At 39.6% G+C, this 13,634-nt stretch carries 7 protein-coding genes and 1 pseudogene; 1 reads left to right on the forward strand and 7 read right to left on the reverse strand.

All coding sequences use genetic code 11. The features are described from left to right. The first annotated feature begins 341 nt into the window (after positions 1 to 341). The gene (locus ACEW8U_RS09280; protein ID WP_373521764.1) at positions 342 to 1,853 is read left to right on the forward strand and encodes an IS1634 family transposase; all 1,512 of its coding nucleotides are present in this window, start codon (positions 342 to 344) and stop codon (positions 1,851 to 1,853) included. A 264-nt stretch (positions 1,854 to 2,117) separates the two neighbouring features. Here ACEW8U_RS09280 and ACEW8U_RS09285 read toward each other — a convergent pair whose 3' ends face one another. The 7 genes and pseudogenes from ACEW8U_RS09285 to ACEW8U_RS09315 all read right to left on the reverse strand — a co-directional run bounded on the left by ACEW8U_RS09285 (position 2,118) and on the right by ACEW8U_RS09315 (position 13,563). Continuing rightward, positions 2,118 to 3,518 (reverse strand): transporter substrate-binding domain-containing protein, encoded by a 1,401-nt coding sequence (locus ACEW8U_RS09285; RefSeq protein ID WP_373521765.1) that lies wholly within the window; start codon positions 3,516 to 3,518, stop codon positions 2,118 to 2,120. A 158-nt stretch (positions 3,519 to 3,676) separates the two neighbouring features. Continuing rightward, on the reverse strand, positions 3,677 to 5,023 hold the full coding sequence (locus tag ACEW8U_RS09290; protein WP_373521766.1) for a TolC family protein: 1,347 nt from the start codon (positions 5,021 to 5,023) through the stop codon (positions 3,677 to 3,679). Then, complete coding sequence (locus ACEW8U_RS09295; RefSeq protein ID WP_373521767.1) at positions 5,023 to 8,085, reverse strand: efflux RND transporter permease subunit; 3,063 nt, start codon at positions 8,083 to 8,085, stop codon at positions 5,023 to 5,025. Before ACEW8U_RS09295 ends, ACEW8U_RS09290 begins: the two co-directional genes overlap by 1 nt. Positions 8,086 to 8,087: 2 nt before the next feature. Next, positions 8,088 to 9,170, reverse strand: a pseudogene (locus ACEW8U_RS09300) (efflux RND transporter periplasmic adaptor subunit). Between the two features lie 2 nt (positions 9,171 to 9,172). After that, on the reverse strand, positions 9,173 to 9,982 hold the full coding sequence (locus tag ACEW8U_RS09305; RefSeq protein WP_373521782.1) for an alpha/beta fold hydrolase: 810 nt from the start codon (positions 9,980 to 9,982) through the stop codon (positions 9,173 to 9,175). Positions 9,983 to 10,603: 621 nt separating this feature from the next. Continuing rightward, positions 10,604 to 12,784 (reverse strand): S9 family peptidase, encoded by a 2,181-nt coding sequence (locus ACEW8U_RS09310; RefSeq protein WP_373521768.1) that lies wholly within the window; start codon positions 12,782 to 12,784, stop codon positions 10,604 to 10,606. A 302-nt stretch (positions 12,785 to 13,086) separates the two neighbouring features. Then, positions 13,087 to 13,563 carry a hypothetical protein gene (locus ACEW8U_RS09315; RefSeq protein ID WP_373521769.1) on the reverse strand — a complete coding sequence of 159 codons (477 nt, stop codon included), beginning with the start codon at positions 13,561 to 13,563 and terminating at the stop codon, positions 13,087 to 13,089. Between the last annotated feature and the right edge of the window lie 71 nt (positions 13,564 to 13,634).

The raw sequence follows: 13,634 nt of genomic DNA on the forward strand, positions 1-13,634 counted from the left end.
GCTCTTGAAATGATCACCACAGGAGAAATCCGGGATGCCAAAACCATTATGCTCCTGCAATATCTCAGATGCCAGCAAATTATGTAAATCAAGTGCAACCAACCTGTTCATTTTGAAATTATACCTGAACTAGCATTTATCTGGAACACGAGCGGTAAAAGCATTGGTGGGAAATCCAGGTTTCGACAGGAAAGTCATCAGCCTTTATCAATCATGCCTCGCTCCTCCTGACTTCGACAGTCGTCAGTCCCATTTTAGTATAAAGTATTGATTTATAATGTTTTGTATTTTTTCAGCTTTTGATTTGGGTGTCCCAGAGGTATTTTTGAGTAGTTTTAGGGATGTTTGTCCGCAAAAAGCCCAATAAAAGTGGCAAGATCAGTGTGCAGGTAATAGATAAGGTCAGGGGAAGTTATAAAGTCGCCAAAACCATAGGTAGTAGCTTCGACCATACAGAAGTTGAAGAGCTTGTTTCATTGGGAGAAGAATGGATCAGGAACTATAAAGGCATTCTTGATATACCGTTCAACAGTGAAGAACAGGTTGCCGAATCTGTCCTGGAAAGTGTTGAAAACATTACTGTTTCAGGTACAGAACTCCTCCTGAATAAGATATTCAATGATATTGGGTTCAACATAATCAAAGACGACATTTTTAAGTGGCTTGTCTATTCTAGGATATGTTTTCCAGCCAGTAAACTGAAGACCTGTGATTACCTGCTGACCTATCATGGCCTAGATTTTCATGTTCAGGACCTATACAGGTATATGGACAAGCTTTACAACAATTATAAAGAGATAATACAGCTGATCAGTTTTGGGCACACCAAGAAAATACTGGGAGGCAGTATCAATATTTTCTTTTACGATTGTACCACACTTTATTTTGAAGTAGATCAGGAGGATGATCTGAGGAAGACCGGTTTTTCCAAAGAAGGCAAGCATCCGAACCCACAGATAGTTTTGGGTTTGCTGGTGGGCCTCGAGGGATACCCTCTGGCATATGAGATTTTTGAGGGCAATAAGTTTGAAGGACATACCATGATTCCGGTAATAGAGACATTCAGAAAAAAGTATAGCCTGCCCGCTCCGATAGTAGTGGCGGATTCGGGTTTGCTTTCCAAAAGCAATATCAAAGAATTACTCGATAACGGATATGAATTCATACTTGGGGCACGGCTTAAGTCTTCGGGTAACAACCAAAAAGAAAAAGTATTGGCACTCCAGATGGAAAATGGAGAGAGTGTTGCGATGGATTGGGAAGAGAGTCTGAGGATGATTGTGAGCTATTCTGAAAGGCGGGCCAAAAAGGATAGGATCAACCGAGAAAAGGGACTCAAAAAGCTCGAAAAACAGATGAAGACAGGAAAGCTTAACAAAACCCACATCAACAACAGAGGCTATAATAAATACCTAAAAATGGAGGGGGAGATAAAGATTGCCTTGGATATGGAGAAGTTTGAGCTGGATGGACAATGGGACGGTCTCAAGGGATACATCACCAATACAAAGCTTGACAAAGAACAGGTAATTGAAAATTACAACAACCTGTGGAAGATAGAAAAGGCCTTCAGAATAACCAAAAACGAGATTAAGGTAAGACCTGTATACCATTATAAACAAAGAAGAATAGAAGCCCATATCAGCATAGCATTCGTCGCTTACAAAGTTTACAAAGAGCTGGAAAGGCAATTGAATGAAAAAGAAGCAAACCTTTCTCCACAAAAAGCAATTGAAATAGCAAAAGGTATTTACACGGTAGAAATCCAACTCATATCAACTGGGAAAAAGCTAAGAAAGACACTTTTTTTGAACGAAAGTCAGAAAAAACTGGCAAAAATGTTCGGTTTTTGATTTTGGGTGTCCCAGTGTCGAAGTCAGGAGAAAGAAGAAAACGGTAATGATCATGGTTAGCCCTACCAAAGGCAGGCAGGCGTCATTCCGAGGTACGAGGAATCTCCTGAGGTTCTATTTATGTTCATTTATAATTAACTGTACCTCGTGAGATGCTTCTCCACAATAGCTATCGGGATCAGCATGACGGCTCCTCCGATTTTATGCCATTGGTAAGCACAAGTGATCTATTGAGGGATTGTTTTTAAAATTTTACAAAAAACTCTACGGCTCTATCAAAACCCTATACGAATCATAAAGAATCATGATGTCATCTACGTAGCTGACGGCGAGGTGGCCTTTAGCATAGCCACTTTTGGCCACCGGATCATTGTAGTATTCGGGATTGGATTTCAGTTTTAGAAACTGTGCTACATTTGACCAGTTTTGTGAATTTTTCTTGTATTTGATAGTCAAGTTCCAAGCATCAAGCACATGTCCATGACCAATATTATAGGATGATAGGATGAATTTTATTCTTTCGTTACTCTCCGGAACTCTTTCTCTCCAGAATTTATCAAGGTATTTCAGGTAGTTTACTCCTCCCATCAGACTCTCCATTGGGTCATTGGGATTTTCAACACCAAATCTCTCCAAGGTCACAGGCATCAGTTGTAGCAATCCTGTGGCTCCTGCGTAGGAAGTAGCGGTCGTATCAAACCTTGATTCTTTGTAGATAAGTGAGGCCAATAGTCTCCAATCCCATCCAAGCTCATCCGCCCCTTTTTTTATCATGTGGTCATAAGGTGAGATACTGTTGCCTGCCAATGATGAAAATGGGCTAGAGGTCCTGAAATAACTGTTCTTGGTATTTTGGAAATATTTAGCGTACAAGGTTCTGATGTACCCTGTTTTGTCTTTGCTTTTGATCCAATCATTGACAGCTTCTTCCAATTGGGGAGCGTTTTTTCTGATTGCCCATGCTACATCTTCTTTTGGACTGATTTCAAGGTCAATATTAAGTTCATCATAATAGGTGGAATTGACCAATGCAACTACTTTATCCACTACGGTATATTCGATTTCTTCTTTGACCACTCTATTGATAAAATGATCACTGGGTCCTTTTTCTTCAATGATGGTAAGAGATATTCCTAAATTATTTTGGAGGGAACAAAGTTGGGATTTGAATATTGCGTCTCTTTGAATGTATATGGTTTTGTCATTTAAATCTGAAAGGTTTTGAACAGGTTCGGATTTTTTTCTTTGGACAAGTACTGTCCCCATGCTTCCAAGCGGTTTTGTGAAGGCAGCATACTTTTTCCTTTCATCATTTACTGCAAGGTTCATGGCAATGATATCCGCTCTGCCCTGGTTCAAAAGATAAAAAGCTTCCTGAATATCTGATTTGACTATGAGGTGTAAGCGTACATTAAGAGCTGTTGCCAGATTCCGCAACATCTCGAATTCATACCCCATTCTCCTACCTCGATAAATGTAATAACTGGTGGAGGAGTTGTCTACAATTGCTCTGATGAATCCTCTTTTGACAATTTCATCCAAGTCTAATTGAGCTGGGTTTTCCCAAAATTCGACGGGAGTTTCTGTTCTTTCCAAAAAGGAACATTGGAACCCAAAAATGGAAAATGTCAATAAAAATAGTAGGCTGACGACTGTTTTTTTCATCCTATAAATGCCACCTCAGCGGCTTTGTTCTTTGCAAATATCGAACAAAGCAAATTATATACCAAACTTATTTGGTTACGAAATGCATTTTAATGTATAAAAAATGTAAATAAGCCCTTTTTGAATTAGAATAGGGCTTTTTATGACGAAAAAGATTTTTATTGTAATCCTAGGTGAAACTTCTGAAAACTATCCTGAAAGTATATTCTACCCGAAAGCCTCATCAATTCAATTTCCATTTCTTTGATATTATATAAGGCGGTAAGTAATCTGTTCTCTGCTGTCAATAGGTTGACTTGTGCATCCCGGAACTGAAGGTAATCAGATATCCCCAACCTAAACCTTTCCAAAGCAATGTCGGCATTCTCAATGGCAGTCTTATAATTTGAATATTCGATGTCCAACAACCGAATATTTGTGTTATAGGTGTTATAGGCACGCTGAATATCCGATACCATTTGGATTTCGAGATCTTGGACGGCAAGCTCTGCATTCAATTTCTGAACGCGGGCATTCTGTATTCGCCTGTTCAATGTGAATCCATTGAAAACATTTAAAGAAGCGGTTAAACCATAATTGTAACCTTGCCTTTGGTTAAGTAAAAGAATACCTGCTTGAGAAGAAAATGTGTTTTTAATATATGATGCATTAAGATTTAATTGAGGTAACCTTTGGGCCTGAGTTTCCCTCAATGCCAAGAATGCGACATTCTCTTGTCTTTGAGTGATCAAAAATTGTTTATTATTCAGATAGGCATTTTCCAAGAGGTCTTCTAAAAGAAGATTTTTATCCACCAAAATAGTATCCTTTACAGCAAATTCCCTATCCGGTGTCAGAGCAAGTAATTGATTGAGATTGACTCTTGCATTTTTTATGACAAGTTCCTGATTTACCAAAAGAGAAAGATCGGCATTGTAATCTACCTGTGCAGTCAGAAAATCCCTTCTACCAGCACCTCCGAGTTCGTATCTCGCTTTGGCAATATCCAACCTGGATTGTGAAAGGTCTAGGGTAGTTTTCAGTACATTGTACCTTTGAAGTTCCAACACAAGCCTAAAGTAAGTAGATGAGATAGCAGCTACAGTATTTTCTACTAAAACCTTAGCATCTAGGTCACTGATTTCAGCCAGTTTCCCAAGTATTCTTATGGAATAAACAGTTTCAGGTCGGAAGCCATAAAATCCTACTACAGAATAGTTTTCAGTTTCCGTTCTTGCACCGGGGACTTCGTTGGGCTCGGGAGAATTTGCAAATTGCTGTTTAACATCTTCTCTATTGAAGCTGTTTGTAAAATTTCCAGTCACAGTCGGCATAAAAAAGGTGCCTGTTCCGATTTTAATATCCCTTTCAGCAATAGCAACATTGTTAGCCGCTATTTTCACCCCATAATTTCTTTCAAGACCGATTATTACGGCTTTTTCAAGGTCAAGTTCTTCAGTCCCTTGGGCCTGAAGAGATATAAATGCAAGTCCTGTCAGGACGAAAGTTAAAAGTAGTTTTCTCATTAGACTCTGGCTAATCTTCCTTGTTTTGAAGTTAAGTAAGTGTAAACTGCCGGGATAATAAATAGTGTCAAAATTGTAGCAAATGCTAGACCTCCAATCACTGCTACTCCCATAGGCACCCGGCTCTCGGCTCCTGCACCAAGTGCGAGTGCAATCGGTAATATCCCAAGTATAGTAGATAAACTGGTCATTAAAATAGGTCTGAATCTGGCCCCGGCTGCACCAATGATCGCTTCATCGATAGACATTCCCTGTGCTTTTCTCTGATTTGCAAATTCGACAATCAAAATACCGTTTTTAGTCACCAACCCGATGAGCATAATTATACCTATCTGACTGAAAATACTCAATGTAAAATCAAATATCCACAAAGAAAATAAAGCGCCAAATAGTGCTAAAGGTACCGTAAACATGATAGTTAATGGGTCTAAAAAGCTTTCGAATTGCGCTGAAAGAACCAAATAAATCAGGACCAATGCAAATATGAAAGCGAAGACAAGACTATTGGAGCTTTCACGGAACTCTTTGGAAAGACCTGCCACATCAGTACTGTATGTCTCATCCAAAACTTCAGAAGCTATTCTGTCCATTTCATCCAAACCTGTACCTATTGTATTTCCAGGAACCAATCCGGCGGATATTGTCGCACTCACAAATCTATTGAACCTATAAAGCTGCGGAGGAGTGCTTTTTTCATTGATGGTAACCAAATTGTCCAATTGTACCAATTCACCATTATTTGCTCTTACATAAAGCATCCTCAGATTCACAGGTTCATTTCGATCCTGAATCTGCATTTCTCCTACAACTTGGTATTGCTTTCCATTCATGATAAAATAGGCAAACCTTTGACCTGAATAAGATAATTGGAGCGTACGCGCAATTTCCTGAACAGAAACACCGATGTTCTGGGCTTTTGCTCTATCTATTTCAACTTCAATTTCTGGTTTGGTAAACTTCAGGTTGATATCAGAAAAACTGAAAATCGGACTTTGGCCCACTTTCTCCATAAATTCAGGAATGACATCTTTGAGTTTATCCAAAGTTGGCGCTTGAATTACATATTGTACCGGTAAGCCTCCTCTACGGTCTCCTATAGATTGTGGTTGTGTCGCAAAAGCCCTTACTGCAGTAAATCTTTCCAGAATTCCAGTTACCTGTTCATAAATCTCCTGTTGGGTTCTCTCACGTTCAGATGCATCTTTTAAAATTACCCTGAGAAAACCTGAATTGGTACTTGCTGTTCCAAAACCCGGAGAAGTAACGGTAATGATACCTTCTCTTTCCGCTTCGGGAATCTGATCCATAAATTCAACGGTCATTTCATCTATTACCTTGTCCATATAATCAAAGGTTGCACCTTCGGGTCCTGCAAGGTTGACTCTCATTTCTCCACGATCCTCCGTGGGGGCAAGTTCTGTCGGAATTACCTTTACCAATTGATAGATCCCAAAACCCATGATAATAATGAGTACAAAAGAAATCCACCTGACTTTCATAAAAGAATATAAGGCATTATTGAATTTAAGGTTCAGCCAAACAAAAAATGGTTCCGTTTTGGTATATAGCCAATTTTGTTTTTCCCTTTTTTTCAAAAGCTTGGAACTTAACATCGGGGTCATGGTCAATGCCACAAAAGAAGATATAATGACAGCACCTGCGACTACTATTCCAAATTCCCTGAAAAGACGACCTGTCGTACCTGTCAAGAATATTACAGGCAAGAAAACAGCTGCCAAGGCAACTGTAGTTGCAATTACTGCAAAGAAAATTTCCTCAGCACCTTTTTCAGCAGCAGTTTCCGGATTTTCTCCTTTCTCTATCCTGGTGTAGATATTTTCAAGAACCACAATGGCATCATCTACCACAAGTCCTATGGAGAGCACGATTCCTAACAACGTCAGGACATTGATGGAAAAGTCCATTAGGTACATGATAAAGAAAACCCCTATCAAAGAGATTGGAATGGTAAGCACTGGAATAAATGTGGTACGCCAATCTCTTAGAAATAAAAATATGATGGTAACTACCAGTATGAAAGCCACAAAAATTGTTTGTTGTACTTCATTGATGGAATTCCTGATATACTTGGTCGAATCAAAACCAATATCCAAAAGAACATCATTGGGGAGGTCTTTTTTGATAAATTCCAGTCTTCGGTAAAACTCGTCCAATATTTCGATATTGTTGGAACCGGGTAGCGGTACCAAAACTACGCCTACCATTGGAATACCATCTCTTTTGAGGACGGTCCGCTCATTTAAGGCTGCCAACTCGGCTTTTCCTACATCTTGGAATTTTACAATGTTGTTTTGGTCCTCTTTGATGATCAGGTTATTGAACTCCTGAGGGGAACTCAGCCTACTTTTGGTCCGTACAGAAAGCTCAATGGCAGAACCTTCAATCCTTCCGGAAGGAAGCTCAACATTTTCACTTTGGACTTTATTAAGCACATCCAATGGTGTAACCCCATATGAAGCCATTCTCAAAGGATCCATCCTCAGTCTGATGGCGTATTGTTTCTCACCCCAAATCTGAACCCTACTTACGCCAGGGATAGTCTGCAACCTTTCTTTAAAAATATTATTAGCAATGTCTGACAGTTCCAAAAGTGTCCTTCTGTCACTTTGTACATTCAAAAAGACTATTGGTTGGGAATCTGCATCCGCCTTGGATACCACAGGAGGTTCTGTGTCTGGTGGAAGATTTCGCTGCGCACCAGAAACCTTGTCTCTAACATCATTGGCGGCTGCTTCCAAATCCGCTCCTACATCAAATTCTACCGTGATATTACTTGCCCCGTCATTACTGGTGGAAGTAAGGGACTTGATTCCGGAGATGCCATTAATGGCTTCCTCCAGGGGTTCTGTAATCTGTGCTTCTATGACATCTGCATTGGCACCGACATAATCCGTCCTGACATTGATGATTGGCGGATCAACACTTGGAAATTCTCTGATACCAAGAAAACTGATTCCGATAATTCCAAAAAGTAAAATTGTCAAAGACAATACGATTGCCAATACAGGCCTCCTGATACTGATGGTTGATAAACTTGACATAATCAGTTGATTTTATTGTAATTGACAGTCATTCCTGATCGTACCTGCAATACACCCGTAGTCAATACAAGGTCACCTTCTTTCAATCCATCCACTATCTGAACACTTGTATCTGTTCTTGTACCAATTGAAATCTGTCTTTCTTCCACTTTACTGTCAGCAGTGACCACAAATACTTTGTATCCACTTAGCTCAGGTATAACAGATTCTGCGGGAACCAATAGGGCATTTTCCTCAATGCCCAAAATATATTTTATCCTTACAAACATCCCAGGAAGAAATAATTTCTTTTTATTCGGGCTCTGTGCCCGAAGTTTCAGGGTCCTTGTGTTGGCATCAATATTCGGTTCATATGCATATACTACACCTTCTGCTTCCTCTCCTCCAATGTCAGTTGAGAAAAATATTTTGGAATTCACTTCAACCTGATTCGCATATCTTTCTGGAATAGAGAATTCTATTTTTATGGGATCAATATTGATAATACTGACTATCACATCATTGGTTCCTATGACACTACCTTCTGAAATTTGTCTCAAACCCAAAACACCGTCAAAGGGAGCACGTATCACAGTTTTGCTTAACTGTGCTTCTACCAAATTTAAATCAGAAAGGTTAGTATTAAATTGATTGAGTACAATATCATATTCTTCCTGACTTATTGCTTCTTTTGCCAATAATTGCTTTTGGCGGTTTTCCTGACTCTCAAAAAGTTTTTTGGTAAACTCAAGCTTTTGTTATTGGGCACTGAGTTCGTCATCATTTAAATATACTAAGGGAGTTCCTTTTTTCACAAATTGCCCTTCTTTAAATGCAATTCGTTGGACAAGACCAGAAATTTCAGATCTAAGGGATACCATCTCATTTGGAAGGACAGTTCCTGTTATGTTAAGGTTGTTTTCCAGCTTTTGAGGATGTATCTCTACAACATTCACAGGTAGCACCTGTGATCCTTGTGCGGAGGCACTGACCGGGGCAGGTTCATTTTTGGTGCCAAATATTTCAGCCCTTCTGAGGTAAATAAAAATAATTGCAATCACGGCCAGGATTACAAAGGTCAAAATTATTTTTGTAGAGTTTTTCATTCTTAGTGCACAAATGAATTTTGATGGGGTTGATTTAGATTTCTAAGAAATTCCAGTGAAAGTTGGTTAAATTTTTCGGCTTGTTCTACATTGACCACATGGCCACATGCTTTGACAATTTTCAAAAGCGAAAGTTTATGCTCTTTAACAATTTTTTTGACGGGTTCCAAAAACATGATGTCTTCTTCACCCATGATGTACAAGGTAGGAATGGCCAAATCTTTTTCTTTGAAATATCTCAGAACAGGATTGATGTCTTTGGTCATTTTAAACCAACGGATAAATTCCTTTTGGCAAAGCCGTTGGGCTTCTCTGATAAATAGATTTCGTGATTCAGCATGATGCCTACGTGGCATGATAATCCATGCAAATAGACTGTACAACCACATATATGGGACTACGCTTTTAAAAGCATTGCCCAAATATACCAAAACCCTCGAGGTAATATTGAGTCTTGTTATCGCTCCGGCCATCACCAATGAACTGACACGATGAGGTTCCATTTCAGCCAATTGTCTGGCAAGTATAGTTCCCAAAGAAACACCCATAAAATGAGCCGGAGGGATCTTAAGATGGTCCAATACTTCTATAATATCTTTGGTTACGGCAGGAAAAGTATATTCTTCCTTCCATATATTTCTGATGGATTCTGCTGATTTGCCATGACCCCTCAAATCAATTAGCAAAAGGTTGAAATCCTTCCTGAAATCCCGGATTTGCTTGTGCCAAACCGCTGACGAACCACCTGCACCATGGATAAATACCACCCATTCCCAGCTCGAGGAGTGCTTGTATGTTTTATAAAACAACATGCCTTTTTTCATTTGTTCTCGCTTATAACTAGGGAATTGTACAGATAGTTATTCAACCGAAAGCTAAGTCCTTTCGTTCTGCTTTGAAATGAAATAAATATAGGTGGTGTTAGAGGTCTATCAATGGTCATTTCGTGAAGAGAGACTAGAAGCGAGATGCGAGATGCGAGAAGCGAGATGTTAGAACCGAGAGGCGAGAGGCGAGAGGCGAGAAGCGAGATGCGAGAAGCGAGAAGCGAGATGTTAGAAACAAGAAACAGAGGCGAGATGTTAGAATCTAAAATCTAAAATCTAAAATCTTCCTTCTAAAATTCCCTCCCTTCATCCTTCCTCCCTAAAGAGATTGCCACATCGCACGAAGGAATATTCAAAATATCAAAGTTTCCAAAGTGCTCCTCGCAATGACAGAATTCGGAGCACCGTCATGCTGATCCCGATGGCTATCGGGAGAAGCATCTCTCGAGGATCAGGAAATGTATATTAAACATAAATAGGACCTCTGGAGATTCTTCGTGCCTCAGAATGACGGCTGCCTAGAGGGTAACTTGATGTCATTCCTTTTCTGAACATTTTCAGAATGTTGGAGACTCGCAATGACGCACCATCCACCTTCATCCTTCCTCAAAGCTTCCTCTTAATAAAATCCGTCATCAAAGAATACAAATGCCAAGAAGTATTGCCCCCGGATATGCCATGGTTTTTGTTAGGGTAATACATGGTTTCAAATTGTTTGTCAGCTTTGACCAATGCGTCTACCAAATCCACTGCATTTTGAAAATGAACATTGTCATCACCTGTGCCGTGAATCAACAATAGGTTGCCTTTTAATTTGTTGACATGGGTAATTGGGCTGTTGTCATCATAACCGGCGGCATTTAATTGGGGGGTCTGCAAGTACCTTTCGGTATAAATGGTATCATAGTATCTCCAAGTCGTCACCGGTGCCACAGCTATGGCTGCTTTAAATACATCATTGCCTACCATTAGAGCCAAAGAGGACATATATCCCCCATACGACCAACCCCAAATTCCGATTCTGGTTTTGTCCACATAGGGTAGGGCACCTAAGTGTTTTGCCCCGGCAATTTGATCTTCTGTCTCGATTTTGCCCAGATTAGCATAAGTGACATGTTTGAAGTCACGCCCTCTTGCACCAGTTCCTCTGTTGTCTACACAAACCACAATGTATCCTTCGGATGCCAGATGGTGGTGCCAAAAATCCCTTGTTCCTCCCCAAGAATTGGTGACATTTTGGGAACCCGGACCTCCATAGACATACATGAGGACTGGGTATTTTCTGCTTTCATCAAAGTCCACAGGTTTAATCATATAGGCATTTAAAGAAGTGCCGTCCACCGTATTGAAGGTGAAAAAATCTTTAGGAGAGATTGCGAAATTTCCGATTTTGGACATAAGTTCCCGATTGTCTTCCAATACTTTGACCAATTTTCCTGAGGATTCATTGAGTGTCACTTTTAAAGGACTGTTGGCTTGAGAAAAGTTGGCAATGTAATATTTAAAGTCCTTACTCATATTGATGGTATAGGTTCCTTTTTCCGGGGTAAGGAGTTTTTTGCCTTTTCCATCCATATTGATCACATATAGGTTTCTTTCCAAGGGCGAATTTTCTGTTGAGATATAGTAGATTTTTTTGGATTTTTCATCCAATCCTACTAAGTCGCTTACTTCCCAATTCCCATTGGTGACCTGTCTGATCAATTTCCCCTGACTGTCATGGAGGTAAATGTGCTTGAACCCATCCTGTTCAGAAGTTCGGATAAATCCCTTATTCCCTTCCAAAAACCTAAGGTCATCATTGTAGTTCAGGTCAACATAAGTTTCTGATTTTTCCTGTAAGATAAGTTTGGTTTCTCCGGTGAGTGCATTGGCATAAAATAGGTCCAATTGATTTTGAAGTCTATTTAATCTCAAAAATGCCAAAGTATTGGCTTCACCTGTCCAATATATCCTTGGAAGGTAAATGTCCTTTTCAGAGCCTGAATCCACCGCAACGGTCTTTTTACTGTTTAGGTTATAGATATGTATGCTGACTTCGGCATTTTTTTCTCCTGCTTTGGGATATTTGAATTTATAGTCTTTTGGATATAATTTACCCCAAGTCTGCATGTTGAATTCTTGGACCTCGGTTTCATCAAATCGGATAAAGGCGATTTTGCTGCCATCCGGTGACCAATCGAAGGCTTTGGACATGGAGAATTCTTCTTCATATACCCAATCAGCTGCGCCATTGAGCACATGGTTCCATTTTCCATCTGTGGTAATTTGGCTGACCTGACCATTGGCAAGTTCTGCGATATATAAGTTATTTTCCTTTACAAAGGCTACTTTATTATTGTCAGGGGAGAGGGTAGCATACATGATTTTTTCCCCGTCCATGAGTTTTTGAGATGTGCCGGTCTGAAGGTCTATCACATGGAAAACTCCTTTACTCGATCTTCTATAAATACTTTCAACATCAGTGGCAACCAAAGCTTTGGTCTCATCAGGATTGAAAGCATAACTGGAAAAATTGATTCCCAAAGCCCCTCCATCTATCAGAACTTCTGCCTCTTCTCCTGTGGCAACATTTATTTTGACCACTTTAGGACCTGTCAGCCCGCTCTGCAATGAACTGTAATACTGTCCATCCTTCATCCAATTGATCCCATTAACTGATTTTTGGGAAAATGTATTGGATTTAAAGACATCTTCAAGACTGACTTTCTTTTTTTGCTGGGCTAAAACTGATATGCTTCCAAGTAGAAATATGAACAGAAGCAAATTGCATTTAATGCTACTCATAGAATTCAGGTATTTTTTAAAGTGGGCAAAAGTATGAAAAATAGCAGGATGGAGAAATAGTTATTTTATAGTTGGAAGTTGGGAGTCCGATGTTTGCGTCATTGCGAGGAGCACTTCAAATTTCTTATTTGACCAGAAACTCTTCGTGCGACGTGGCAAACTTTTTTTTGTGTGTCCGATGACGGATGACCGATGGTGGATTAGTGCGGGTTCAAACTGGTCTCAACATTCCAAAAAACTTAATGTGAATTTTGAACTTTAGGAAGTGAGTGGAGCCACCCACTTCGGCCTAGAACCTTGATTTACTCCACTTTGGTGTAAAGCATATCTAATGCTTGAGGATCATCAGCATAAATCAAAAGTTCCTGACCATCTTCTGAAATACGGAATTGCATCCTGTCCACCTGAGTAGATGAAAAATCCGCTTTTACCAATTCTTCTTTAGGGCCAAATGGCGGTCCATTATTTTGAATAGGGGGATAGAATATTTCCCGGGGCATCAATGACAATTGATCTCCCAAAGAGCTGAAAAAGCCTTTATGAAGAAGTTGGTAGCCTACATTATCATCTTCTTTTGACAGCCTATCTGTCCACTGATAAGTATAAGTACCATCGCTTTTGAAGATAAAACTTACAACCGATTCCCTTTCAATACTTTCATTCCAATTAGCTATTTCCCAAGTTCCAATCAAATTGGGAGAGAAAAGTTCTTCCTTTTCCTGACAGGCTGAAAAGAATAAAAATAAGCAGGCAATTGAATAAAGACTTGGATTTTTCATAGTGATCGAGCGGATAGTTTATGTTTTTGAGTACGGAACTTTAACTTCAAAAGTTTTAGTTTAAAAACCTA

This window comes from Aquiflexum sp. (assembly GCF_041751335.1).
Classification (GTDB): Bacteria; Bacteroidota; Bacteroidia; order Cytophagales; family Cyclobacteriaceae; genus Aquiflexum.